This window comes from Prevotella sp. HMSC073D09, from assembly GCF_001814145.1.
Classification (GTDB): domain Bacteria; phylum Bacteroidota; class Bacteroidia; order Bacteroidales; family Bacteroidaceae; genus Prevotella; species Prevotella conceptionensis.
The window spans coordinates 13,967-38,751 of the sequence record NZ_KV814998.1; the positions used below are offsets into that span (position 1 = coordinate 13,967).

The following is a 24,785-nucleotide window of genomic DNA, read 5'->3' on the forward strand; positions in this document are numbered from 1 at the left end:
CTACATACGCAAACAGCATGTCAACGGCAAGGTATAACTTCCGCGTTTGCATGGTGCTGTTTCCGCAGGCCGTAACCCGGCATGTCCTGCAAAAGTTCGCGCAGACGTACGTCAGCGTATGTGTTATCTCTGCCGTTGCCCATGCACTTGAATGCAGCGCATAATCGTTTTTGTATAGTTTTAAGTCAAAAATTTAACATTATGAGTGCCCTTTCCGTTCAACAATTGGCCATCGTGCCGCAAAAAATCGATTCTCGCGAAGGTTTGTTTTGTACAAAAGGGGGCTAGTTCTCGGATGTTGAAGAATGAATATTTATTACAACGAACTGGCGATTGCACCATATTTCGAGCCTTTTTTAGCGAAATGAGGTGCAATATGCTGCTAAATGCAGTGCATTTTGGTGCAAAACGCACTGCGTTTTGATGCTAAATGCGGTGCGTTTTGGTGCAAAATGCAAAGCAAAATGGTGCAAAATGCGGCTAAACGTGAAAGGAAAAGCATAAAAATACACTGCAATGGTATAAATAAACCCCTTTCGAACCGCTAGAAACATGGCTCAAAAGGGCAAAATATCCATCAAAAAGTAGGGTTTTCGGGGGAAAAAGTGAAAAAACGGGCTTGAAAAATTAGGAGTTGGCAACCAAACTAGAAAGGCTAAATGGTGCAAAATGCAGCCCTTATTCTTAGAAATAGACAAAACAAGGGATGTAAAAGGACTGAAATAGGTGTTATTTACCTACTTTTTAGCCAATATTCTCGCTAGAACGAGGTGAAAATTAGAGCGATATTGTAAAATAAAAAATAATAATTTAAGCTTTCTGAGTTGGTGAGTCAATGAGTTAATAAGTTGATGAGATTTTGAGTTTATAAGTTGATGTTTTCTTGAGTTTGTAAGTTGATGAGCTGATGTATTCGGGAGTTGTTGGATCGTCGTGAGTTTATTTTGCACCACAAAAACAACTCGCCTGCGAATTGATTGTTTGCGTAGGGGTGGGCGATTGGTGAGTGAGAATACCGCTTACGATGCTGAAATCCTTGCCAGGATGTTGACCCGTTGATGGCAAGGGGCTTAAAGGTAAACAAAAAAATGCGCACAGTTGGAACAATTCCAAGGTGCGCATTCAATTTATTAGGAGGAATTAGCCCTAATGGGCATGAGAATTTATTTTCCTTTTTCAAGCTTAGCCTTCAAGTCTGCCAATACGTCAATGTCGCCAAGGGTAGTACCTGCCGCAACATTGTTGATTTGAACAGAAGACTCAGACTTCTTAGCAGCGTGTTGTTTTCTTGCGGGTTTCACATCGTCTTTTCCTTCTTCGAAGGTGCGGCTGTGCGATAGAATGATACGCTTGGTGTCTTTCACAAACTCGATAACCTTAAAGTCGAGTTCTTCGCCCAGCTGAGCTTGTGTGCCATCTTCCTTAACAAGGTGCTTAGGTGTTGCAAAACCTTCGCCGCCTTCGTTAAGTGTAATAACAGCACCCTTGTCCATCATTTCAGAAATCTTTCCGCGATGAACACTGCCAGGGGTGTAAAGCGTTTCGTAAGTGTCCCAAGGATTCTCTTCGAGTTGCTTGTGACCCAAGCTCAACCGTCTGTTTTCCTTATCTATTTCGAGTACGACAACCTCAATTTCAGCACCTACTTGTGTGAATTCAGAGGGGTGTTTCACCTTCTTTGTCCACGAAAGGTCGCTGATGTGGATAAGTCCGTCTACGCCTTCTTCAAGTTCAACGAAGATACCGAAGTTGGTGAAGTTTCTAACTTTAGCGATGTGCTTGCTGCCAACGGGATATTTAACCTCGATGGTTTCCCATGGGTCGTCCTTCAACTGCTTGATGCCAAGCGACATCTTACGTTCGTCTCTGTCGAGTGTAAGGATAACTGCCTCAACCTCGTCGCCAACGTGCATGAAGTCTTGTGCACTTCTTAGGTGTTGGCTCCACGACATTTCTGAAACGTGAATCAAACCTTCTACACCAGGTGCAATTTCAACGAATGCTCCGTAATCGGCAATGACAACAACCTTACCCTTAACGTGGTCGCCCACATTGAGGCTTTGGTCGAGAGCATCCCAAGGATGGGGAGTGAGTTGCTTGAGACCCAATGCAATGCGGCGTTTCTCGTCGTCGAAGTCGAGAATAACCACGTTTATCTTCTGATCCAAGCTAACCACTTCGTGCGGATCGCTTACGCGGCCCCAAGAAAGGTCGGTAATATGGATAAGTCCGTCAACGCCACCGAGGTCGACGAATACGCCGTAGGTGGTGATGTTCTTAACCGTACCCTCGAGGATTTGACCTTTTTCGAGCTTGGAAATGATTTCTTTCTTCTGTGCTTCAAGTTCTTCTTCGATAAGAGCCTTGTGCGAAACAACCACGTTGCGGAACTCTTGGTTGATTTTAACCACCTTGAACTCCATGGTTTTGCCAACAAATACGTCGTAGTCCCTGATGGGATGTACGTCGATTTGACTTCCGGGGAGGAAGGCCTCGATGCCGAAGACGTCTACAATCATGCCACCTTTGGTGCGGCACTTAATGTAACCTTGAATAACTTCTTCGTTTTCAAGAGCGGCGTTAACACGCTCCCAGCTTTTGCTAAGACGTGCCTTCTTGTGCGAAAGAATCAGTTGACCCTTTTTGTCTTCCTGATTTTCGATGTAAACTTCAACAGTGTCGCCAACTTTTAGGTCGGGATTGTATCTGAATTCGGAAGCAGGGATAACACCGTCGCTCTTGTAACCGATGTTAACAATAACTTCCTTCTTGTCGATGGAGATAACTGTACCATCAACAACTTGATGCTCAGAAACCTTGTTAAGGGTTTCATCGTAAGCCTTTTCAAGAGCATCCTTGCTTACTTCTACAGGGCTGCCGTTCTCAAACTCTTGCCAGTTGAAATCGCTCAGCGGCTGTACATTTTTTAAATTAGACATAAATAATAAATAAAGTAAATTAATAAAGTTAGACTTTATGTTGTTTGAAAAACGCTGCAAAGATACTAAAATACAAGCAATTAGCGTGCATTAAAGACATAATACATTTGCTTTTTAGCACACTTTTAACACTTAGGGGAGTTATATTTGCTTGTTATTTATCATAATTGGCATTATGATTTTATAAAGCATTGGTTAACAGGCGGTTTAACCATTAACTCATGCTGTTATGCAAATTATGAGCGATGCAACTGACTTTTCCTTAATTATATGATTGATTTGTGGCAGACTTTACCTTTACCAACCTTTACACGATTAGTTGCTATTCTGCCCAGCTGTATTGTTCAAACAATTTTTGCAGATGCCGCGATAGTAAACTTGTGTTTCCAATACTTTGTGTCCATCAATGTTCATTTCCTTTGGAAGTTTTGCAGACGTATCGTCGAAGATGTCGAAAACATGGCCACAATGGTTGCAATAAAAATGTTTGTGCGGACTAATGCAACCATCGTAGCACACATGGTGCTCGTTGATGGTTATCATTTGCGCCAAATTCTTTTCGGCAAACATTCTTAATGTGTTGTAAACAGTGGTTCGGCTCAACGTTTTGATTTCGTTGCACAATCCTTGATACACCTCGTCTACCGTGGGATGCGTTGGATGCGTGAGCAAGAAATTCATGATGGCGAGCCGTTGTGTAGACGGCCTAATGCCGTTTTCGAGCAACTTATGATAAACGTCCATCTCCATATCGTGGTGGTTTAAGTGTTCTTTGATGTGATTTTGGCGATAAATTCTTCGGCCGAAACTAGCTGTTGGTCGCCCGTGAGCATGTTTTTCAGCGTAACTTTTCCTTGATTTATCTCGCTTTCGCCAGCTAAAACCACAAAAGGAATGCCCTTGGCGTTGGCATACGCCATTTGCTTTTTCATCTTGGCACAATCAGGATAAAGCTCAACTGATATGCCTGCTGCACGCACTTGGCTGGCTATCGGCAAGCAATAGTCGGATTCGGCCTCGCCAAAGTTGATGAATAGCACCTGTGTAGCTTGTGTCGCATTCTGCGGATAAAGGTCTAGCGTGTTCAACACATCGTAAATACGGTCAGCCCCAAAGCTGATACCCACGCCACTAAGCCCAGGCATGCCGAATATCCCAGTAAGATTATCGTAACGACCACCACCGGTTATACTTCCAATGGCCACGTCTTTGGCCTTAACCTCGAAGATTGCACCTGTGTAATAGTTTAGTCCGCGTGCCAAAGTAAGGTCAAGTTGCAATTCGTTTTTCAGCCCAACAGCCTCTATCTTCTCCAAAATAAAACGCGTTTCCTCTACCCCTTTCACGCCAATTTCTGATGTGGCGATGGCTTGTGCAATGGTTTCGAGTTTCTCGACGTTGGTTCCCGACATGGTAAGTATGGGTTGCAGCTTGTCAACAGCGTCTTGACAAATTCCATTGGCCAACATTTCGGCATTCACCGCCTCAACACCAATCTTGTCGAGCTTGTCTATTGCCACGGTGATATCGACGATTTTGTCGGGTTGCCCAATATACTCGGCAATACCGGCAAGTATCTTTCTGTTGTTCAGTTTTATCTGAACGTTGATGCCGAACTTGGTGAATACCGTGTCAATGATTTGTACCAGTTCCACTTCGTTAAGCAAAGAATCAGACCCAACAACATCGGCGTCGCATTGATAAAACTCCCTATACCTACCCTTCTGTGGGCGGTCGGCTCTCCATACGGGCTGAATTTGATAGCGCTTGAACGGCATTTGCAGTTCATCGCGATGCATTACCACATAGCGAGCAAAGGGAACAGTGAGGTCGTAGCGCAATCCCTTCTCGCAAATCTTGGCTGCTAGTTTCAACACATTGTCGCTTATAAACTCGTTAGCAGGCACTTTGCCGATGAAATCGCCAGAATTGAGGATTTTAAACAATAGCTTATCCCCTTCTTCGCCATACTTCCCCATGAGCGTTTGCAGCGTTTCCATGGAGGGTGTCTCTATCTGTTGATAGCCATAAAGGGCGTAAACATCCTTAATGGTGTCGAAAATATAGTTTCGTTTGGCCATTTCGGCCGGAGAAAAGTCTCTTGTTCCTTTGGGTATGGATGGTTTGTTCATTACTTATTCCTAACGATTGTTTGACTTCTATCTGGTCCGATAGAGATGATTTTGATGGGTGTTTGCAGTTGTTTCTCCAAGAAATCGATGTAATCCTTGAATGCTTGGGGGAACTGTTCCTCACTAGTAAACTGTGTCATGTCGGTTTGCCAGCCTTTCAGTTCTTCGTAAACGGGCGTTATTCCGTGTTCGATGTCGAAGGGGAAATGGTCTATTCGATGGCCATCCTTCTCGTAAGCCACGCATGCTTTAATGGTTTCGAAGGTGTCTAACACGTCGCTTTTCATCATGATAAGTTGGGTTACGCCATTTATCATAATCGAATAGCGCAGCGCAACGAGGTCAATCCAACCGCATCTACGTTCTCTACCCGTCACCGCACCATACTCGTGACCCAGGTCGCGCAGCTTTTTCCCCGTTTCATCGAATAGTTCTGTGGGGAATGGACCTGCTCCTACGCGCGTACAATAGGCTTTCATGATACCATAAACATCACCAATCTTATTAGGACCAATGCCCAAACCAGCGCATGCACCTGCCGTAATGGTGTTCGAAGAGGTTACATATGGATAGCTACCAAAGTCTACATCGAGCATAGTTCCTTGTGCGCCTTCGCAAAGAATGGCCTTCCCATCGTTTAAAAGGCTGTTAAGTTCGAACTCGCTGTCAATGATATTGAACTGTCGCATATACTCAATGCCTTCCATCCAAGTCTTTTCTACTTCGCTAATGTCGAAGTCCGTATAGTTCATACTGCGTAGAATGCTGAGGTGTCGCTCTTTATGCTGTGCGTATTTTTCTTCAAATCCTTCGAAGATGTCACCCACACGCAATCCTGAACGCGATATTTTATCGGTATAAGTTGGCCCAATTCCCTTGCCAGTGGTACCCACTTTCTTGTCGCCTTTCAGTGTTTCGTAGGCAGCATCCAACACACGATGGGTTGGCATGATAAGGTGCGCACGCTTAGATATGTGCAGACATTTCTTCAAGTCGTGCCCACTTTTCTCCAAATCTTTTGCCTCAGCCATGAACAAATCGGGTGCAAGCACCACGCCATTGCCGATAATGTTTGTTTTTCCGCCTTGGAATATGCCAGAAGGAATGCTCCGCAAGACGAACTTTTGACCGTTAAACTCTAACGTATGACCTGCGTTGGGACCGCCTTGAAAGCGTGCAACGACATCATATTGTGGCGTTAGCACGTCCACAACCTTACCTTTGCCCTCGTCGCCCCACTGTAATCCCAGAAGAACGTCTACTTTTCCTGTCTTCATATATTATAATATGTGTATTGTTAATTTCCAGCAAACTTCACTTTATTTTCTTTTGGCATGCACTGCATACGCCATAAAGATAAAGCGCAAAACCATCGCTGCAGAAGCCTTTGAGCCGCACTTGCTCTAGCGTGGTTGTTATCTCTGGCAGGTTCACCTCTGTCACCGCACCGCACATTGTGCATACCTGATGGCAATGATTGTCGTTCTTTGTGCGTGCTTCGTACTTGGTGCCATCTGTCAGTCTGTGCCTAACCACAAGCCTTAACTTGATGAACAGCCGCAGCGTATTATATAATGTGGCCCTGCTAACCTTGAAGTTTTCGTTCTTTATGTACTCGCTTAGCTGGTCGAGTGAGAAATGTCCCTTTATGCTAAACACCGCATCGAGAATGGCGTAACGCTCAGGCGTCCGCCTATAATTGTTCGTTTCCAGATATTGGTCGAGAATTTTTCGAGCCTGCTTTTTGCTGTCTTGTTTCATTTTCATTTCTTTGTCAGCCCTACAAAGTTACTATAAATATCCGAAAAGCGCGCGTTTCATCGCAAAAATGTAGCTTTGCGACGGCTCTGGTTGTGCAAGGGCGGCTGGTGTTTCTTACATCGTCAAGGTGCTTGCAAGCGCACCAACAGCTGGTCAACCCGTTGTTCGTAGCTATCGCCCAGCATGGCGAGCTTCTGCAAGCTAGCACTAGCTGCGCGTCTTACGCCGAGGTTATCGCTTTGCAAAGCAACGCTAACCTGGTCGAGGTACTCGTCTAAGCCACGCTGATTGGGCTCGTTACCTTTCATAAAAAGGCGTGCCAAAAGCTGATAGGCGCATATTTGTCGATCCATACGGTCGCTTGCCATCCACTGATAGGCCAATGCGGGCGCGAAATCAACGTGTTGTAGCAAGTTGAAGGCCAGCATCTCAGCCATTTCTTGTTGCAAAGGCTGCTCAGTCCATACATCAGCTAGTTCTGGCGACATACGTTCGGGCGGCATAATCAAGGTCGCCATAATCTTGCATTCGCGTATGTTCTCTTTCCAAAGCTCAATGGCCAGTTCGTAGTTGGGCGCGTATGGTGTGGCCATTTTGCGCAGTTCGTGGAACGGAACGCCCCAATTAATTTTATATCCCATGCCTTTTTGAGCCATGGAACGCGAAGTTGTGCCGTCCATAAAGAGCCGAAACGACTGCTTTATCGCCATCAGCTTGCTATGTGTATTTTCGTTCATTGCTAATCTCAAATTATTATGTTGAAGAGATAGGGAAAAGTCTTGCTTGTACCGATTGAGCCATTGTTGAATTCAAATAACAAGCTCCATTCCCCTACCCTTTGTGTTCGTTAAACAGGTTTTCGTTCTTTTCGTTCTTTTAAACAAGGAAACCAAACTCGCTAGAATAGCGTAACATTTGTGTGTCGTAAGCCTCCGAGTAATCTACTTCTACGTCTATAATCTCGTCCTCGCTATTCAGTATGGGCTTATATACGGGATTGATAAAGCCCTTATAAGGTGCAATGTCTAGTTTGGTAAAACGTTCCAGCACTTCGGCATGTAGCTTGTCGTCTACCTTAACTGCATAATTTTCAACTAGATTGCGAGCTGCATTAAAGTCGCCCTCACTCTTAATGCGTTGCACCTCGGCCAAAAGTTCACCGAACAAACGGCGCAATTGCTCATAGTTATTTATCTGAACATAGGTCTTGCCGTTGCGCTTTACCAACTCAACAGCACCTTTTCCATGTTCAAGAGTCCAATGAGCAATGAGCGCTCTGTTGCGCATGTGTGCCTCCTCGATGTCTTTTCCGCGTTCAATTCGAGTCAATTGGGTCATCAACCCGTTCATCATATACGTATAATATAGTGAGCGGAAGGCGTTTTTATCTGGCAACAAACCCAACTCTTGCAGCTTATCGTCGGCCATGTAATATAAGCCAAAGAGGTCGGCACGCGCCTCTTCAATGGTATTTCCGTAGGCTTTCAGTGCATCAGGACTAACACCAGGCAGCAATTGACCACTGCCGTGTCCCAAACATTCGTGCAAGTCAGTATGCAGGTCGTCGCAGATGTCGCCGTAACGAGACACTATATCAAGCGTATCTTCGTCAATAACGAACTCTTCTTTAAAGCCATTGCCCTTCGCAGCCTTGTTATATGCGTCGGTGATATTGCTGATTGTTACGCTTTTCGACCCATGTTGCGCCCTAATCCAATCGGCGTTGGGCAGGTTAATGCCGATAGCCGTAGTGGGATATTCGTCTCCACCGAGCATTGCCGCACACACAACGTTGGCAGTAACGCCACGAACTTCGGCCTTTTTAAATCGCGAGTCGATGGGCGAATGGTCTTCAAACCATTGCGCATTGTCGCTGATAAGGCGTGTTCGGCGAGTTGCCTCTAAGTCCTTATATTCAACGATGCCCTCCCACGAGGCCTTAATGCCCAGCGGATCGCCATAAACTTCGATAAACCCGTTGATAAAATCCACGTTGCCTGCTTGCTCTTTGAGCCATTCAATCGAATATTCGTCAAACAAATGCAGGTCGCCTGTACGATAATACTTTATTAATAAGTCGATAACGCGTTGCTGTTGTTGGTTTTCAGCAACGCTTTTCGCCTTGTCCAACCAACATATGATGTGGCGAATAGCCTCGCCATACTCGCCATTTTCTTTCCAAACCTTTTCTTCCAGTCCATTATCACCTTTTACAAGCTTTGTGTTCAAGCCCCACGACGGCGAGTTGTCGCCTGCTGCGGCCTTCTTCTCGTTGTAGAAGTCCTCCACTTCCTGTTGACTTACACCTTCATAATAGTTGCAAGCCGAAGTCCTCACCAAGTCCACTCCATCTGCTTTATTCACTCTTTTGGGTAATATCTCTGGGTTGAACATCACTGGACATAGTTCATCGCACAATTCCTCGACAGAGTTATAACCCGTCATCGGCAACTTATCTATTGGTATCTGCTTAACCGCAGCACGAAAGAAAGCCTCCGAGAAGTCGGGTTGTATCTTGTCGTTGGCATAATGGTGATAGATACCATTAGAAAACCATACACGCTTTAAGTACAAAGCCAATTTATCGTAGTTATCCTTGTCGGCACTTGCATCGAGTTCAGTGTAGAGTGTTTCCAGTGTTTTCCTTATGCGGAGGTTATATTTTCCAAATTGGTCTGTGGTGATGTCTCTACCGCACAGCGTGGCTTGCGATAGATAATATATGTATTTCTTCTGTTGAAGCGAAAGTTTTTCAAATTGTGGTAGCCTGTAACGAAGCATCTGCAAGTCGGCAAATCGTTCGTCGGCATAGTTAAATGTGCCTGTTTCTTTCATGATTATTACTTTCTTTGTGTGCAAAAAAATTATCTCCACGCATTTGCTTTGCGTGGAGATAAAATTGTTTACCTGTCATTTTCGGGGGATATTCGATATTCCCTTGGTGTCATTCCCGTGAACCTCTTAAACGAAGTGTAGAACGACTGACGTGTAGAGAACCCCACTGCATCCGATACATCCTCAATGGTGAGGTGAGCCTTACGCTTGTCTTTCAACAGCTTCATGGCCTCCTGTATGCGGAACTTGTTAACGAAGGACGTATAGTTGGTATTGAACTGCCTGTTAATAACAGTCGAGATATACCTCGTATTCGTTCCTAAATCCTTTGCAAGTTGTTTTGCAGAGTAAGTTTTGTCCTTGTACTTTTGATTTACAGAAATCTCCTGACAAATGTTCTTTGCCAACGTACCCATCAATTGGGGATTGATGAAGATTTGCGAATCTCTCTTTTTACCTTTTGTTTCTACTAACTGTACCATACTATAAAAACTAAATGCCTACTGATGGTGCAAATATAATCATTATTTTATTAATACAACAAGAATGTTACTTTTTTTTGATGTTTCGTTTTTAAAATTGCTCTTATTGGCCAATTTTTATGTGTTATTTGCTAAATCAAGATGGCTTTTTTATTATTTTGCGATGTTTGGCCTTGTTTACAGATGGGGTTCATCTATGTTGACACGCCCCACTCCATTTCCTTTCAAAAACCACGAGCATATTGTTTCACCACGAAAGTTTTGCGAAAAAAATACTGTAAGAAAAACCTTTTCTTTATCTTACCTAACGTTGCCCACCGAACTGCACCCATTACAGGCGGGTCGTTTCTCGCATTCGCCTTTCGTCACAACAGAGCGAGGCTCGCGCCCCACTCCACATCAAGCATTCATTGATAACAAGAACTCGTCGTTGTCTTTGGTTACGTTTAAGCGGTCGTGAATAGAATTCATGGCCTCTATCGGGTTCATGTCTGATATGTATTTGCGCAACACCCACATCCTGTCGAGGGTTGTTCTGTCTTGCAAGAGGTCGTCGCGGCGTGTACTTGAAGCAACAAGGTTCACGGCTGGGAATATTCGCTTGTTGCTCAGCGAGCGGTCGAGTTGCAATTCCATGTTACCCGTACCCTTAAACTCTTCGAATATCACTTCGTCCATCTTGCTACCCGTGTCGATAAGTGCCGTGGCGATGATGGTAAGCGAACCACCATTTTCCACATTTCTAGCTGCACCGAAGAAACGTTTGGGCTTTTGAAGGGCGTTGGCATCCACACCACCCGTAAGCACTTTACCACTTGCAGGACTAACGGTGTTGTATGCTCTGGCCAGGCGTGTGATAGAGTCTAAGAAGATAACCACGTCATGTCCCGACTCAACCAAACGCTTTGCCTTTTCAAGCACAATGCCTGCAATCTTAACATGTCGTTCTGCTGGTTCATCGAATGTGGAGGCAATAACCTCTGCATTCACCGTTCTAGCCATGTCCGTAACTTCCTCTGGACGCTCGTCAATGAGCAGCATCATAAGATATGCCTCTGGATGATTGGCTGCAATGGCATTGGCGATGTTCTTCATCAAGATGGTTTTACCCGTCTTGGGTTGTGCCACGATAAGTGCACGTTGTCCTTTTCCTATGGGCGAAAACAAGTCTACGATGCGCGTTGAAAGGTTTGTCGTGGCAGGATTACCACAAAGATTGAACTTCTCGTCGGGGAACAGCGGCGTAAGATGCTCGAAGGGAACGCGATCTCGTATTTCATCTGGTGCCCTACCATTAATCATGTCGATGCTTGTCAGTGGGAAATACTTCTCCCCCTCGCGTGGCGGGCGCACCCTACTCTGCACTACATCGCCCGTTTTCAAGCCATATTTCTTCACTTGCTGTGTCGAAACATATACATCGTCGGGCGAAGAAAGATAGTTGTAATCGCTCGACCGCAAGAAACCATAGCCGTCGGGCATGATTTCAAGCACGCCGTCTGCCGTTATCAAGTCAGAGAAATCGTAAGCAGGCGGTGCTGGTTGCATTGGCTCCGGCTGCTGATAGCCAGCATTAGGCATCCCATTGGTGGGATTGTCGAACATGTCGTAGTTGGGCAACGCACCCTGATCTTCGATTGGCAAGTCAACAACAGTGATGAAATCTGTTCCATCCCCTGGGTCTCCTTCCCAACATCCTTCCCTTATCGGGTCGGGCCTATCGTTTGGCCCCTCATTGCGAGCATTTATTTTGGCTTGCAATTGTGCCAACAATCCACTGTCGGGAGCATCTTGGTTTTCTCCCATGTCGGTAGCCTCTGGCAAGAAACTGGCCTCAGGCACTGGCACTTCGTTTGTGGGCTCCGTCTCCGCTTGTTCGTCAATAACCTCCTGCGGGTCGGCTTGTATATGGCCGTCGGGTTCGGCTTGAGTATTTTCGTCAGGCTCGGCAGCCACCTGTTCAGACGCACTCTCCCCCCCGTCTTCTTCTTTCTGTTGTTCTTCGGCCTCCTGTGCCAGACGTTCTGCTTCGGCAGCGGCAGCAGCTTCAGCCTCTTTTTCCTTCTTCGATTTTCTTCCCCTTTTCTTAGGCTTAGCGGGTTCTTCACTTTCTTGGGCCTGCGTTTCAGTTGCAGTCTCCTCCGCTTCTTTAAACAAAGATGGTTGTTCGCTAGATGTTACCTTGTTGTTTTTCACATCAAAGTTCTCTCCGTCTTTCCCTTTTACCGAATATACTCTATCTGTGTCTTTCTTAACAATTCTCGTTCTTTTTTTCTTTTGACCCAAGGGATTCTTCGTTCCCTCGTCAATAGCCTGCTTGTCTAGTATCGAATACACCATTTCTTCAAGGTTGTCACCATCGTATTCGGCACCAAGTGTTTTTGCAATGTCCTCCAATTCAGACATTTTTTTTGATAATAGTTCTTCTTTGCTATACATATCTGTATATCTTAATGCAATAAGTTGTTGATTGTAATAAAAGCGTTTCAAGAATAGAAACACTTCGAAATTCAGTGCAAAATTACTGGAAATAAATCATTCCACAAGCGTTTTTTGCGAAAAAGTTGTGCTGTTAATATATTTTAAGTCGAAAATGGGCTTTTGAATGCATTTTTGCAGGTGCTTGACAACGAAGTCGTCCTCACTTTTAATATCTTTACTAAACTTTCGCAAGTGCTGAATCATAAGCATACATTAACGTAAGAAATAAAAAAGGCTCTTAGAACTGCACAACTCACTGAAAAAGAGTATCTTTATATATAAAAGATCAAGAACCAAATTCAAAAGCCATGCGCAAGGAAACAACAATATTATCATACAGCTATTTGAATGGGATTTATCTAACACTGCTAACAAGGATGGCATATTTGCTAGTAAGAACTCACATTAACCTTGTGGCCAAGCTTTTTTGATAAGGGAGGCTATGCGTCATGGAGTTTTGGTAAACACCAATAAGACATTACGTCCAAATGGCTTTACCATTTTTGACGTAATGCCTTAACCTTGCATGTTATGAGCAGCATCTGCTGTTTACAAACGAGCTATACTTGTATTCAACAATTCGTTTTACAATAGACATCCTTTGCGCAAAGCCCTTTACAAACGCACTATACTTGTATTCAACAGCCCATCGCTAAGGGTATGTAATCTTAGGTGGTATGCGCCACGACTATGGTCGATGCTCATTAGTCGTTGCGGTTCTAGCGGCGATGGCGATAAAGATAAGGCTACATGGCCCATTGTGCGGCGCAAATTGATTTCCACACAAGGATGAATGGCCAAGTTGTTCGTCCCTTCTTGCTTAACAAGCATCATGTCTATGCCCAATGGCCCAACATACTTGTTTAACAACAAAGCCGATAGCATTGTTGTTATCGTCTCGGAAACAGCTTTCAGTATCGAAACGTCTATATACTGCGAGAGGTACTCTAATTTCGTGTCTTCGGTAGCAAGCAAACTGCCCGTGTATGTGCGTTTAGACGTCTTGAAGATAGACAAGCCCAGATAGTCTATACTGCCGTCGGCATTGGCATTAAACTCCATGCCGAAGTCGCGTATCTTATTATAATAGGGCTCGAAAGTTATGCAACCTTGTTTTTCGATAGTGTTGGCGCACCATCCCTCGGTGGAAGGGTCGGGCTTATTCTCAATATAACGTATGCCCCTGCCACTACTACTCCACGGTGCCTTTACCACCACAAGGGCATGTTCTTGCAAGAGCGTGTGCAATTGAGCCATTGATTGTACCACAAAAGAAGTGCCAATAAACTTGCTGGGGTAAAGGTTGTTTAATCTGGATACCAGTTCGGGCAATATATTTTGCGACATCCATTGCCGCGAGCTGATGGTCCTTACATCTTCCAACCATCTGTCCGAGGGCAGAACATCTTCGCTAACGCCAATGCCAGCAAGCAATTCTTTTACGTTTTTGTCCCATCCCCAAGGGGCAATATCCAGTTGGTTGGACGTAATTGTGCCGCTGGCAAGCACCCTTTGCAGCGTGTTGCGGTCTACAAGTTGCACGCCTTTGGTTCTTCCCTTTATGTGTCGAAGACGTTCGCATGCTGCCTCTGCATCGGCAACAAGCACCAAGTCGCCAGTTTTAGCCCATAGTGCAGGTAGAAATCCCAAATCGGCGTACAGGTCGCGAGCAGCTTTGGGAGGGGTGAAATGGTCGTTGCCAGCAGCCAACACCAAGTCGTGATCGGGGTTGAAGATATGTAGTGTCATCGTTGTTACTTGATTTATACTGCAAAGATACGATAAAATCGGGTAAAGAGAACATGGGGCGAACGATAAAACCATTATGCAATGGTGTTGAATGAAGACGTAACATAACCCCTTCGAGCCGTGTCTAGATTATCTGGACACGGCTCGAAGGGGCTACGAAGGCCACAAAAAGGCCTTTACCATAGGCATGTTGGCACCATGTGCTGGTAAAGTTTATGACTTAATCCAGTATGGGGCTATGCCTGAAATGGCTGGGCATATTATGTCAAGTTATTGCTCGATAATGCCTGCCTCTTCCCACTTAACGATGAGTTCGAGGCAATCGTTAAAGGCAACATTGTACTGAACGTCGTATTGTTCTGTCAGTAGCTTAGCCAAAGTATCGGCCGTAAATTCTTTGCCTTCAACCGTTTCCCAAAGGTAAGCCGACGTTTCGTTCATGCTGATAATCTTGCTGAAATCGATGTTCTCTTTGCCTTCGGCCACAATAACTTGCTCACCACAGATAGAGCGCAATTTAAATCCTACTTTCTTTTTCATAAATGTATGTATGTTATGAATGCGTTACTTTCGTGTTGTGGTTTAAATAGGTCCGAACAAGCGCATCCAAATTTTTGTGTAAAAAGCCAACAAGTATCTGCGTAACGGAAACAAGCCTGTCCATAAGGCTGAATATACACGCCATTTAACACTGTTGGTCTTATCTAATGTTTGTCTTCCTTTTCGGTAAAAGCCCAAAACAAATCCCCTTACATCGGCTCGTTTGCATTGTTCGGTGGCTAGGTTGCCGTCTCCGCGCAGGGTTATGTCGTCGCCCTCAATTTTGATTATGCGGTGAAGAACAAACACCCCAGGGGAGATTTCTGCCAGTACGGCATCGCCTTTTTGTATTGTTGTGGGCTTGCTTAGCAGGGCCTTGTCGCGATTATGCTCTAGAAAAGGCCGCATACTATATCCCTTTAACCCAATTGTTACCGTGTGTCCTTCTTCTAAGAATTTGGCCACTTGGGGTAGGAAAAGGGCATTTTCAAACTGCAATTCTCTTATTTCGCTATGGTTTGTTGGCATAACAAGGCTGCATCTTTGTTGGGCAGGCAGTGAATGGTGTAAATGCCCGTTGTCTCTATAATCTTTGTTATGGTGTCGCACGTGTTGTTAAACACCTCTTTATCCCATTTCATCGTAGAACACGAGGGCAGCAATGAGGCAAAAGCCTCGATGGGTCTAAGCCGTTCTACGCTGTTAACCTTTGCGCGGTCGATGCGCGAAATGGCTCCCAGTTCGGCTTTCACGTTGCGATAGCAGGGTGTCTTGCCGCTCCAAGGACTACCATAGATGTAGGGTTTGCCATCAATGACGCGTACAATAGGATTGTCGTCGTTCATTAAATCGCAGTTGGGAATGTAACGTAGCCAAAGACTAACATGCGTACTTTTACCTGTTCCGCTCTTGGCTGTGAAGGCATACCCGCGGTTTTCGTGCCTCACGAGCGAGGCATGGATAAGTAAAGTTTGCCTAAACGACCCTGCAAAAGCGTAGGTAAGCATCAGCGCATTGTTCAAACCGAAGTAGCGCATGGAATAGTTGCCTTCCAATTTGCAGCGACAAAGCGAAAAGTCTTTGTTGGTATGGAGCAAACAACAGAGCTTGCCTTGCAGGTTGCGGATGTGAAATTGATACCCCCCCGAGGGCAAAATGTCTACGAGGGTCATGCCGTTACCGGTGTCTATATCCCTTATCAGTTCGGTATCTTCTGGCGAAAAAGGCTCCAAGTCGTTGGTTACGATGAGTTGCAAAAGCAGGTCTTTGGGTGTACTTTCAACTCTGAAAGGCTCTAACGACTGTATGAGCGACCCGTCTATTGGCGTCGCGTCCTCGAAAACGACGCTAATATCGTGTTCGGCGATGTTAAAATAATGAGTCATCAATGATGTTGTTCTCCGTGTGAGTACGTTTCTGTGCGATTGGCAGAAAAGGTGACACGGCCTTAAGAGGCATGGTTGCCACCCCTTGTCTTTGTGCCGCTCACCCATGTTTGGCGGCTTATGCTGCCTAGCTATCCTTACTTTTCGGGCACAATGGCGTCGTATTTAAACTCTGATTCTTTGAGATAGCGTACGTTGGCATCGCCCCTTGCAGCGCTTTTCTTCAATAGAGTGGCGTACTTTTTCTCGGCTTTCTTGCGCGAAAAGGCAAAGCAAGTGATACAGGTGGCATTGGCAAAGCCTTGCGATTGAAGGTAGTCGCGTAGTTGATAAGAGTAGTTCTCGCGACTATACAAGAACTTCCCTTTGTCGTTAATCCAAGCGTCGACCTCTTGAACATCGGTGAAATAGGCTGTGGAATCATTGAATGATGCTGCCATCCCAAACATGTACACCTTGGTTTGAACCAATTTAGCCGAGGCAGTTGCGCCTACGGCAAGCAAAATCATTGCTACTAAAACGTATCTTTTAAATTGTATCATCTCCTTATTATATGGCGAAAATCCGCCTTTACTCTTCATTTTGCTCAGCAACAAGGGCTTTCTCTCCAAGTGCTGTATCGCTTGTACACCCATTTTTTACTGCCCAAGATAGGTCTTGAGCATCTTGTTTTTGGTGTTGTTTCTTAATCTTCTTATGGCTTTCTCCTTTATCTGCCTTACCCTTTCGCGGGTTAAGCCATACTTGTCGCCAATCTCTTCGAGCGTCATTTCCATTTGGTTGATACCGAAGAAGGCCTCGATAACATTGCGTTCGCGCTCGTTGAGGTACTGCAACGCATCTGCAATTTCGGCACGCAGCGACTCTTTCACCAATTCGTTGTCAACCGTTGGCGTGTCGGTATTGGCTAGCAAGTCTAGCAAACTGTTGTCTTCGCCGTCCACAAAAGGTGCGTCCACCGAGATATGTCGGCCTGTAACCTTGATGGCGTCTTCAATTTTGTCTTCGGGCAAGTCGGTTTTTTCGGCTATTTCGTTGATGCTTGGCCTACGTTCGTTCTCTTGTTCGAACTTGCTAAGTATCTTGTTGATTTTGTTTACCGACCCTACTTGGTTCAATGGCAAGCGAACAATGCGGCTTTGTTCGGCAATGGCCTGCAAGATGCTTTGCCTAATCCACCACACAGCATACGAGATGAACTTGAAACCGCGAGTCTCATCGAATTTTTCGGCAGCTTTTATCAAGCCCACATTGCCCTCGTTGATGAGGTCTTGCAGGCTTAGCCCTTGGTTTTGGTACTGTTTGGCAACAGACACAACAAACCGCAAGTTGGCTTTGGTTAGCTTCTCCAAGGCTTTTCTGTCGCCTTTTTTGATGCGTTGTGCCAATTCAACTTCCTCTTCTACAGAAATTAGCTCCTCGTGGCCTATCTCTTGTAGGTATTTGTCCAGCGAGTCACTCTCCCTGTTCGTTATCGATTTCGTGATTTTCAGCTGTCTCATTAAGCGTTACTTTTATGCTTGAATGCAAATTTAACGACTTTAAGGCACATCCCCAAATGTTTTTGCTTTTTTTTGTTTAATACGATACATCTTCGTTTGTGCCCGAACATGCTATTTCGAGGTCGTCATGACTTTTACTTAATTTCCCGATATCCATCTTCCCATTGTTTTGTATCGGAATAGTATGTCCTATTATAATCTATAGACATCATAAATGAAACAGTATAACTAGTATCATTTCTTATATCATAATAAAGTGCATTTGAATTCTCCTCTTCTAGAATACCTATTTCATTTAAATCTTTGGGTAAGCGGTGATTTTCCTTTCTAAAAAGCTCTATTTTTTCTACGATGTCTTCTCCCCTTTGAGTTAAGTTTTTCTCCCTTTTACTTGTTATAAAGAAGAATAAAAGCATCGCTAGTATAACTACACTAAGTATTATATATTTTATTATAGTCATGATTATGGATTTTTTCGTGAATACTGGCTAAGGAGGGGCTTGAGGTAAACAAGCAATCTGCCTATGGTTTTCTCATCTCTTGTCTGTTTTATTAGTCTAAATTGGCGGACCCTGACATTCAATTACATTGGATACAGTTCCTATCAACCGCTGTTTGAGGAAATTGCTCCATCTTTCTTGCAACAGCTTTTGCGCCTTTTGAACATTTTTGGCTATAACGCAGTTCAGCTTCTATATATTGTCTACGAGGTCATCTTTATGTTGCGTTTACCTGATGTTGTTCCTTTTGGCCATGAGCAGCATACCTTGCTACCGCGCGCAATGGCGGTCGTAAGCGTACATGCTTTGTATGGCTTGCCCATACACGTATATACGGCATGAGCAGTTTTGTCTAGTTTTTGGTAGATATTTTAACATTATGAGTGCCCTTTTTGTCCGCAACCGCCCACTTTGTCGCAAATAATCGATTCTCGCGAGGTTTGGTTTTGATGCAAGAAGGGGCTAACTGTTGAATGCGGAAAAATGAATTTTTATTTAAACAACCGCCATTTGCACCAGTTTTGGGTGCTATTTGCAGCAAAATGCAGTGCGTTTTGCCGCTAAATGCAGTACAATATGCCGCTAAATGCAATGCGTTTTGCTGCAAAACGCGAGGCAAAATGCTGCTAAATGCAGTGTAAAATGCTGCTAAATGCTAGACGACAAGCATAAAAATGCACTGCTATGGTATAAATATAGCCTCTTCGAACCATTAAAAACATGACTGAAAAGGGCGAAATAGTCGTTAAAAAGTAGCTTTTTGGGGGCTAAAGGCGGGTATTTGGCCTTGAAAAATTACGAGATTGCAATCAAACTAGAAAGGCAAAATGGTGCAAAAAGCAGGTTTTTTCTTAAAAACGGACATGTTGGAAGACGTGAAAGTCCAGAAATTGTGGCTGTTTACCTACTTTTTAACCTATATTTTCGCTAGAACTGAGCGAAAATTGGAAGGACTTTGTAAAATAAAAGATAAGAATTTAAGTTTTTGAGTTGGTGAGTTTTTGAGTTGATGAGTTGATGGGTTTAAGTTTGTGTGTTGATAGGCTTGTGAGTTTGTGAGTTGATAAGCTTGTGAGTTTGGGTGTTTGTGAGCTGATAAGTTTGTGAGTTTGTGTTTTGATTCATTCGTGAGTAGCTGTTTTTTCGTGAGTTTATAAGCAAGTGAGTTGATTTATCCTGCACTTCGTATATGAAGGGGAATGTTTATTTTGTGTCGACATCACAAAGATAACAATCTCCACACAATTTATAAACAAACTACAAGTCAAGCCAACTCCGTTCTATACGTTTTTATTATAATCGAAAAGGAAGGAGTGCTAAGAAGCAAGGAATGAGCTTGTGAGCGAACACTCCTTCGTCTGTTTTAAACCAGAAATCCCCTATATTCCCTCGTCTTACTGTTAAAAATGAAATGTTTTTGACATTTAACGAATGTGAATTTGTAAGTTAAAATAAATAATGTTACTTTTGCATCGTTTCTTAAAAAAGCACAAAGGTGAACAGTGCTTATGAGGCAACGCGCAAGGAAGAAGTTGACAAATCAATGCTTGCCTTAGGCGTGACAGGAGGTTTTATACTTCTCATTCGTCTGCCTAAACAAAACAAATAGCACCTTGCCGTCTTTAAGCATAAGCCCAAACATGCGTAATTTAATGTATCATTATCATATAACAAGCCAAAATAATTAATATTAAAATGAACAAACAGATGAAAAAGACATTGTTTATAGCACTTACAATGTTATCGACTGCTGCGCTTTCGAATGCAAACCCAATAACAAAAGGACAAGCTTTGAATATAGCATCGAAGTACATCAACAACCCAACATTATCGAAGAACACGCCTGTAACGCGCTCTGCACAAGCCAACGAGCAACCTGCATATTATATCTTCACAAGCCCGAGCGATAAAAAGTTCGTCATCATATCAGGAGAAAGCAAACTAAACGAATTGGTTGGCTATGGAGATAACATGTCGAAGAATAGCGACGAGCAGCCACCCTACTTCAAAAAGTTTTTAAACGATTATGAACGTGTGGTGAAAGCCGTACGCAAAAACAACGTACAAACACCTACAACGCAGATGCCCATCAAGCGAAAGGTGGAGCCATTGCTTACTTGTAAGTGGAGCCAGTATTTTCCTTATAACAAGTACACGCTTAAAGTTGATGGCAAAACAACACCAACGGGCTGTGTAGCAACTGCAACAGCACAAGTGATGTACCACCACAAATGGCCCAAAAAACGTCCCACAGGCTATGTTAAAAAAGAGGGCGACGAAGCCAGGAAGAGTCCTACTTATTGGTGGGGTGATATGAAAGACACCTCTAACAAGATGTTTTCAGAACGCTCCAGGCAAGCTGTTGGCGTGCTGATGCGCGACATTGGCAAAGCCGTAAACATGAGGTATTACCACAAAGGGAGCGACTCAAACTTGCAATATGCGTGCAATGCACTTCGAGATAAGTTTGATTATACGGTACGTTTCATTGATAAAGACTTCTTGCCTGCTAACGAATTCCTCAAAGAAGTGATGCAAGAAATATCCAACGGCTATCCTGTTTTGGTTTGCGGAGGTCCACATGCCTTTGTTTACGACGGCTATGATGAGCGGGGTTTTCTACATACCAACTGGGGATGGGAAGGACTAAACGATGGTTATTTTGATATAAACACCGTTTATTTGAATGTTACGGGCTTTGCGCTTAGTGGCACGTTTTGGGATGACATGTCTGTTGTTTTTGCCCATCCCAATGATGGTAAGGCTGTTCCTTTTAAGGAAATAGAACGTGGATTGGATGCTCGCACCACCACTGCATTCACCATTAGCAAAACAGAAGCAACACGAACAGAGAAATTGAGCGCTTCAATTAAAAAGTTAGGCTCATATAGTCCTGTTAAAGGAAAGCTGGGTGTGTTTACTGGTAAGGTTGCACTGGCACTTTATAACCACAAGAACGAACGGGTGAAAATATTTAACTCTGCCAGCGACAACCTAGTTTGGGCATCTATTTTCACCGCTATGAATTTTGATTTGGCTAACATTAGCTTTGAAGGTTTACCCAATGGACACTATCGTTTGGTGCCCGTCTTCTCTGAAATGCTTGATGAACAGACTAAGAAAAACGGCGAGTGGAAACCCATTAACCACGCCAATGAAATGGAAGTTGAACTCACAACAAACGCTGTTCGCATCAACACCAACAACCCCCAAAATGTTGTTACCATTGAAAAGAGGCCAAGTGTGCTTGCTCCTTTCTATGAAGACTCGGGCAAGATGGGCGCTTTTAGTTTCACCATGTATAACCCAGGGCGAGAAGAAGTGCGTGGCGACTTGGTGATGACGCTTAAAAGCCTTGAAACCAATAAGGTTTATAATGCCTTTTTACTTACCCCTAACGTTGTTGCACAACGTCTTGGGCACACCTCTTTCACCATCAACATGCAGGCATTATATAATAATCCTGGCGATTTCGGCAAATTAAAAACTGGTAAATACAGTGTAACCCTATCTATAAAGGTTAAGAAAAAGAATTCGGAATATATTGTTCCCATTACAATGAAAGAGTCTTTTGAAATAGAAGTGTTGCCCGATCCCCACCAAGGAACGATTGAATTTAATTTTGTAGACTTCTTAGTAGATGGTGCTAACGCCAATTACAGCACCTTCCAGCTGAACAAGATAAAAGAAATAGGTTTACAAGTGCATGCCAGGGTGGCCGGATATCAAATCAGAGAAGGTTATCGTGGGCGCATTTATTATCGTTTGCTCGACCTGACAGAAAACAAATGGATTGATTTAGGCTCTGCAAATAATGTTTATCTGCCTTGTGAAAAGCCAAACGATGCAAGCAAAACACGTGTTACTTTTAACGCATCGATGTTGAAACCCAACCGCTCTTACGAAATACATCTTGAAATTGAACGAGGTGGAAAGCGTGAAGACGTTTGGAATCCTAATGCAAAGCGCAATGTGTTCTACACGGTTGACGATTTGAAGACTACTGCAATCGACTCGCTCGAAGCAGATGACAAAGCGCCAAAGCGTATCTTTAACATTGAAGGAGTGCGGCAAACGCAGGCTTGGGAAACCCTTCCAGCAGGCATCTATATTGTAGACGGCAAGAAAGTGATGAAGAAATAAGCCGTAGTTTGCCTCACTTTTAAGCGCAGAAGAAATGATACTAAAAAGGTTGTCTTTATACGCATAAAGGCAACCTTTTGATGTAATTATATCTCAATGAAATATGGTTGCAAGGAAAAAGTTTCGTAAGTGCATGGTAAATTGTTGCACTAAAGCATTGAATTTGCAGAACGAAGGGAAATGAGTTGGTATCGTTTTAAGATCTATTTCTGGGTAACCATTTACTCGTACTGCGAGTAACGTTCCTTCAAATACGTCTCGATCTCATCCTTTGTTAGCATACGCAGCTGCTGGGAAGTGCAAGCCGTGTATCTAGGAGACACAAACAAAGGTTGTGTTGAGGTGCATCGTTTATGCTTATTGTTGTGCAAATAACTGTTCAACTCCAACTCCGAGGGGAATATCTTGTATTCTTTTCTCCCCTTATCGTTCTCTATTTCGTAGATTTCGCAAGGCTTTTGCCAAACCACTTCGGCTGCTCGCAGATACAAAATGGCTACATCAAGCGACTTAAAAGGGAACTTGGCACGAAACCTCCCCTTTGCATCTACGTCTGCACAGATGCATCTGCCACAGCTGTTGCACACATATTGGCGATGATGATGCAAACAATCTTCGGGGTTAAGCAAAGGTGTAGCCCGATTATTGTCGGCATAACATTCCTTACAACCTGTCTTCATTGTGTCTTTTCCTTTTCCGTTTACCATAAGATGCTAAGTTTTTATTCTACCATTTGCAGCAGACTACCGATTTCAGCGGCATGAGTTCGACAATAATACATCACAGAGGAGATGTAGGGAACAAACACCACGATGCCCCAAAACAAACCTTTTGCAGTGTCCTTATAGTCGCCAATGCGATAGAGCATGTAGGTTGCCCAAACTATATTGAGGGTCATGGTGATGTGCGATAACTGTGCAAAGACGTTTGCACCACTCCAAGTGAAGGTAAAAAGCCCCATCGTTCCGAAATAATACATCGGTAACAGGGCGAATGGAAGTAAGGCTGTATTGCCTTTCAACCAAAAGATTGTCACACAAACAAGGTAGACTAAACTTGTAGGCGAACAGGCATTGAAAGCGAGCCACTGGACAAAACCAACTTTCAACGTGAATATAAAATAGCCCGAACCAAGTAGGGTGAGCAACAATAAGGCTGCAGCTAGGGCTACACCAACAGTATTTCTTGCTTTTGTTCCATCCATAAGGCAATTAACGTATGGGAATATACACTTCGGTTTTCAATTTCTCTGCGGAAGTTCGTTGACAGTTGTTCAGATATTTCTCGAACATAGGTTCGTCACGCAGCTCATATTCACTATTAACAAGCCAACGCATAGCCGAATCGTACACGGCAGCGAGGTTGTCGTAAGGGCCTTGATACGCAAACATGGCGTATTTTCCACCAGCAAGCGTCTTGCAACTAACTCCGTCTTGCGGTTTAGCTGGTTTGTGTATGACTAGACATACATCGCTACGCTGTTGGTTCGCTTCGGTAACCTTCGGGTCGTCGTGCGAAATGCAAAGAGTTTCGATTCCTTTTGTGAAAAGTTTCTGCTCTTTCACTACGTGCCACAAACGTTGGTAGGCATCATCGTAGTTCAGCGAACCATATTCGCCCATCAGCGACACGTAGATAAGGCTTTTGTCTTCCTGTATTACCAATTTTGGTGCTTTAAGAGCCAAGTTTTCGTTGATCGTTTCTCTCTTCATGATGTATCTGTTTTTGTCCGTTCTATATTGTGTAGGCGTGATGCCATATCGGCTTTTGAAGGCTTTTGAAAGCGAGGCAGGACTTTCGTAACCGATGTTGTAGGCAATTTCTTCTACCGCAAGCGACGAGTAACGCAACAGCTGGGCGGCTGTTTCTATCCGCAGTCGCGCGATAAAAGCGATAGGCGGTTCGCCTTTTATGGCTTTGAAGATACGGCAGAAGTGAAAGTCGGACAGATTGGCCACGCGTGCCAACGTCTTCACGTCTATCGTTTCGTCAAGATGTGTGGCGATGTAATGGCTCGCCTTATTGATACTTTGTATGTAACTATTATGGGTGATGGTCTTCATACGCACATGAGGTTTATTATGACGGCAAAGTTACAACGCATTTCGCAAGTTCGCTTTTCCTACCTTGCTAATTTACACATTCGTTTTAAGACATCTCCTAGGAAAGAAATAGAAGATCTCAACAAGTTCAACACTAATAACCCACACGTTTGCCACATCAACCACTGTACGGCTAACTCTGGAAATAATAGCGATTCACGGTAGAATTTAAGAGAAACAAAGTGGATGAAGGAAGAACGCGGTAACTATTCAGCGGTATTGACCAATCTGTAT

General features: G+C 44.0%; 21 protein-coding genes. 2 read left to right on the forward strand and 19 right to left on the reverse strand.

What is annotated here, in order from left to right; genetic code table 11:
• Positions 1-17: 17 nt before the first annotated feature.
• Positions 18-164 (forward strand): hypothetical protein, encoded by a 147-nt coding sequence (locus tag HMPREF2955_RS16045; RefSeq protein ID WP_168166852.1) that lies wholly within the window; start codon positions 18-20, stop codon positions 162-164.
• Between the two features lie 999 nt (positions 165-1,163).
• Here HMPREF2955_RS16045 and rpsA read toward each other — a convergent pair.
• The 16 genes from rpsA to HMPREF2955_RS00160 all read right to left on the reverse strand — a co-directional run bounded on the left by rpsA (position 1,164) and on the right by HMPREF2955_RS00160 (position 18,267).
• Positions 1,164-2,939, reverse strand: coding sequence for a 30S ribosomal protein S1 (rpsA, locus tag HMPREF2955_RS00085; RefSeq protein ID WP_019187836.1), 1,776 nt, complete (start codon positions 2,937-2,939; stop codon positions 1,164-1,166).
• Positions 2,940-3,254: 315 nt separating this feature from the next.
• Entirely contained in the window at positions 3,255-3,689 is a 435-nt protein-coding gene (locus tag HMPREF2955_RS00090) for a Fur family transcriptional regulator (protein WP_070719818.1), read from the reverse strand.
• Positions 3,690-3,700: 11 nt separating this feature from the next.
• Positions 3,701-5,071 (reverse strand): histidine--tRNA ligase, encoded by a 1,371-nt coding sequence (gene hisS / locus HMPREF2955_RS00095; RefSeq protein WP_070719821.1) that lies wholly within the window; start codon positions 5,069-5,071, stop codon positions 3,701-3,703.
• Complete coding sequence (locus HMPREF2955_RS00100; RefSeq protein WP_070719823.1) at positions 5,071-6,348, reverse strand: adenylosuccinate synthase; 1,278 nt, start codon at positions 6,346-6,348, stop codon at positions 5,071-5,073. The genes hisS and HMPREF2955_RS00100 overlap by 1 nt, the downstream gene beginning before the upstream one ends.
• 37 nt (positions 6,349-6,385) lie before the next feature.
• On the reverse strand, positions 6,386-6,832 hold the full coding sequence (locus HMPREF2955_RS00105; RefSeq protein WP_044077627.1) for a Fur family transcriptional regulator: 447 nt from the start codon (positions 6,830-6,832) through the stop codon (positions 6,386-6,388).
• A gap of 122 nt (positions 6,833-6,954) precedes the next feature.
• Positions 6,955-7,569, reverse strand: a complete 615-nt coding sequence (locus HMPREF2955_RS00110) for a DNA alkylation repair protein (RefSeq protein WP_070719825.1) — start codon at positions 7,567-7,569, stop codon at positions 6,955-6,957.
• A 139-nt stretch (positions 7,570-7,708) separates the two neighbouring features.
• Positions 7,709-9,667 (reverse strand): dipeptidyl-peptidase 3 family protein, encoded by a 1,959-nt coding sequence (locus tag HMPREF2955_RS00115; RefSeq protein WP_070719828.1) that lies wholly within the window; start codon positions 9,665-9,667, stop codon positions 7,709-7,711.
• Between the two features lie 68 nt (positions 9,668-9,735).
• Positions 9,736-10,149, reverse strand: a complete 414-nt coding sequence (locus HMPREF2955_RS00120) for a helix-turn-helix domain-containing protein (protein ID WP_009229572.1) — start codon at positions 10,147-10,149, stop codon at positions 9,736-9,738.
• A 399-nt stretch (positions 10,150-10,548) separates the two neighbouring features.
• A complete protein-coding gene (gene rho / locus HMPREF2955_RS00125; protein ID WP_070719842.1) occupies positions 10,549-12,588 on the reverse strand; it encodes a transcription termination factor Rho in 2,040 nt (679 codons plus the stop codon).
• Between the two features lie 657 nt (positions 12,589-13,245).
• Positions 13,246-14,379, reverse strand: a complete 1,134-nt coding sequence (locus HMPREF2955_RS00130; RefSeq protein WP_070719830.1) for a hypothetical protein — start codon at positions 14,377-14,379, stop codon at positions 13,246-13,248.
• A gap of 270 nt (positions 14,380-14,649) precedes the next feature.
• Positions 14,650-14,919 carry a PqqD family protein gene (locus HMPREF2955_RS00135; protein WP_070719832.1) on the reverse strand — a complete coding sequence of 90 codons (270 nt, stop codon included), beginning with the start codon at positions 14,917-14,919 and terminating at the stop codon, positions 14,650-14,652.
• A 42-nt stretch (positions 14,920-14,961) separates the two neighbouring features.
• Positions 14,962-15,447: a S24/S26 family peptidase gene (locus HMPREF2955_RS00140; protein ID WP_070719834.1), complete on the reverse strand. Its 486-nt coding sequence runs from the start codon at positions 15,445-15,447 to the stop codon at positions 14,962-14,964.
• Positions 15,423-16,304, reverse strand: a complete 882-nt coding sequence (locus HMPREF2955_RS00145) for a hypothetical protein (RefSeq protein WP_009229567.1) — start codon at positions 16,302-16,304, stop codon at positions 15,423-15,425. The genes HMPREF2955_RS00140 and HMPREF2955_RS00145 overlap by 25 nt, the downstream gene beginning before the upstream one ends.
• A 137-nt stretch (positions 16,305-16,441) precedes the next feature.
• A complete protein-coding gene (locus HMPREF2955_RS00150; RefSeq protein ID WP_009229566.1) occupies positions 16,442-16,846 on the reverse strand; it encodes a hypothetical protein in 405 nt (134 codons plus the stop codon).
• Between the two features lie 96 nt (positions 16,847-16,942).
• Positions 16,943-17,806: a sigma-70 family RNA polymerase sigma factor gene (locus HMPREF2955_RS00155; RefSeq protein ID WP_009229565.1), complete on the reverse strand. Its 864-nt coding sequence runs from the start codon at positions 17,804-17,806 to the stop codon at positions 16,943-16,945.
• A gap of 134 nt (positions 17,807-17,940) precedes the next feature.
• The gene (locus HMPREF2955_RS00160) at positions 17,941-18,267 is read right to left on the reverse strand and encodes a hypothetical protein (RefSeq protein WP_044077622.1); all 327 of its coding nucleotides are present in this window, start codon (positions 18,265-18,267) and stop codon (positions 17,941-17,943) included.
• 1,746 nt (positions 18,268-20,013) lie between these two features.
• On the opposite strand from HMPREF2955_RS00160, the gene HMPREF2955_RS00165 reads away from it, so the two are divergent.
• Entirely contained in the window at positions 20,014-22,449 is a 2,436-nt protein-coding gene (locus tag HMPREF2955_RS00165) for a C10 family peptidase (RefSeq protein ID WP_070719844.1), read from the forward strand.
• Positions 22,450-22,670: 221 nt separating this feature from the next.
• Here the strand turns inward: HMPREF2955_RS00165 and HMPREF2955_RS00170 are convergent, their stop codons facing one another.
• From HMPREF2955_RS00170 to HMPREF2955_RS00180, 3 genes are read right to left on the reverse strand one after another with little or no spacing between them, the layout of a single operon-like run.
• Complete coding sequence (locus HMPREF2955_RS00170) at positions 22,671-23,156, reverse strand: hypothetical protein (RefSeq protein ID WP_070719836.1); 486 nt, start codon at positions 23,154-23,156, stop codon at positions 22,671-22,673.
• A gap of 14 nt (positions 23,157-23,170) precedes the next feature.
• The gene (locus tag HMPREF2955_RS00175; protein ID WP_070719838.1) at positions 23,171-23,653 is read right to left on the reverse strand and encodes a hypothetical protein; all 483 of its coding nucleotides are present in this window, start codon (positions 23,651-23,653) and stop codon (positions 23,171-23,173) included.
• A 7-nt stretch (positions 23,654-23,660) separates the two neighbouring features.
• The gene (locus HMPREF2955_RS00180; RefSeq protein ID WP_070719840.1) at positions 23,661-24,512 is read right to left on the reverse strand and encodes an AraC family transcriptional regulator; all 852 of its coding nucleotides are present in this window, start codon (positions 24,510-24,512) and stop codon (positions 23,661-23,663) included.
• Positions 24,513-24,785: the final 273 nt, after the last annotated feature.

What these genes read in the sequence shown, in the direction of transcription:
- HMPREF2955_RS00145 (WP_009229567.1), bottom strand. Translation starts at nt 16,304, where the DNA reads ATGACTCATTATTTTAACATCGCCGAACACGATATTAGCGTCGTTTTC.
- HMPREF2955_RS00155 (WP_009229565.1), bottom strand. Translation starts at nt 17,806, where the DNA reads ATGAGACAGCTGAAAATCACGAAATCGATAACGAACAGGGAGAGTGAC.
- hisS (WP_070719821.1), bottom strand. Translation starts at nt 5,071, where the DNA reads ATGAACAAACCATCCATACCCAAAGGAACAAGAGACTTTTCTCCGGCC.
- HMPREF2955_RS00140 (WP_070719834.1), bottom strand. Translation starts at nt 15,447, where the DNA reads ATGCCAACAAACCATAGCGAAATAAGAGAATTGCAGTTTGAAAATGCC.
- HMPREF2955_RS00115 (WP_070719828.1), bottom strand. Translation starts at nt 9,667, where the DNA reads ATGAAAGAAACAGGCACATTTAACTATGCCGACGAACGATTTGCCGAC.
- HMPREF2955_RS00150 (WP_009229566.1), bottom strand. Translation starts at nt 16,846, where the DNA reads ATGATACAATTTAAAAGATACGTTTTAGTAGCAATGATTTTGCTTGCC.
- HMPREF2955_RS00130 (WP_070719830.1), bottom strand. Translation starts at nt 14,379, where the DNA reads ATGACACTACATATCTTCAACCCCGATCACGACTTGGTGTTGGCTGCT.
- HMPREF2955_RS16045 (WP_168166852.1), top strand. Translation starts at nt 18, where the DNA reads ATGTCAACGGCAAGGTATAACTTCCGCGTTTGCATGGTGCTGTTTCCG.
- HMPREF2955_RS00180 (WP_070719840.1), bottom strand. Translation starts at nt 24,512, where the DNA reads ATGAAGACCATCACCCATAATAGTTACATACAAAGTATCAATAAGGCG.
- HMPREF2955_RS00120 (WP_009229572.1), bottom strand. Translation starts at nt 10,149, where the DNA reads ATGGTACAGTTAGTAGAAACAAAAGGTAAAAAGAGAGATTCGCAAATC.
- HMPREF2955_RS00135 (WP_070719832.1), bottom strand. Translation starts at nt 14,919, where the DNA reads ATGAAAAAGAAAGTAGGATTTAAATTGCGCTCTATCTGTGGTGAGCAA.
- rho (WP_070719842.1), bottom strand. Translation starts at nt 12,588, where the DNA reads ATGTATAGCAAAGAAGAACTATTATCAAAAAAAATGTCTGAATTGGAG.
- HMPREF2955_RS00090 (WP_070719818.1), bottom strand. Translation starts at nt 3,689, where the DNA reads ATGGAGATGGACGTTTATCATAAGTTGCTCGAAAACGGCATTAGGCCG.
- HMPREF2955_RS00165 (WP_070719844.1), top strand. Translation starts at nt 20,014, where the DNA reads ATGAAAAAGACATTGTTTATAGCACTTACAATGTTATCGACTGCTGCG.
- HMPREF2955_RS00170 (WP_070719836.1), bottom strand. Translation starts at nt 23,156, where the DNA reads ATGGTAAACGGAAAAGGAAAAGACACAATGAAGACAGGTTGTAAGGAA.
- HMPREF2955_RS00175 (WP_070719838.1), bottom strand. Translation starts at nt 23,653, where the DNA reads ATGGATGGAACAAAAGCAAGAAATACTGTTGGTGTAGCCCTAGCTGCA.
- HMPREF2955_RS00160 (WP_044077622.1), bottom strand. Translation starts at nt 18,267, where the DNA reads ATGACTATAATAAAATATATAATACTTAGTGTAGTTATACTAGCGATG.
- HMPREF2955_RS00100 (WP_070719823.1), bottom strand. Translation starts at nt 6,348, where the DNA reads ATGAAGACAGGAAAAGTAGACGTTCTTCTGGGATTACAGTGGGGCGAC.
- rpsA (WP_019187836.1), bottom strand. Translation starts at nt 2,939, where the DNA reads ATGTCTAATTTAAAAAATGTACAGCCGCTGAGCGATTTCAACTGGCAA.
- HMPREF2955_RS00110 (WP_070719825.1), bottom strand. Translation starts at nt 7,569, where the DNA reads ATGAACGAAAATACACATAGCAAGCTGATGGCGATAAAGCAGTCGTTT.
- HMPREF2955_RS00105 (WP_044077627.1), bottom strand. Translation starts at nt 6,832, where the DNA reads ATGAAACAAGACAGCAAAAAGCAGGCTCGAAAAATTCTCGACCAATAT.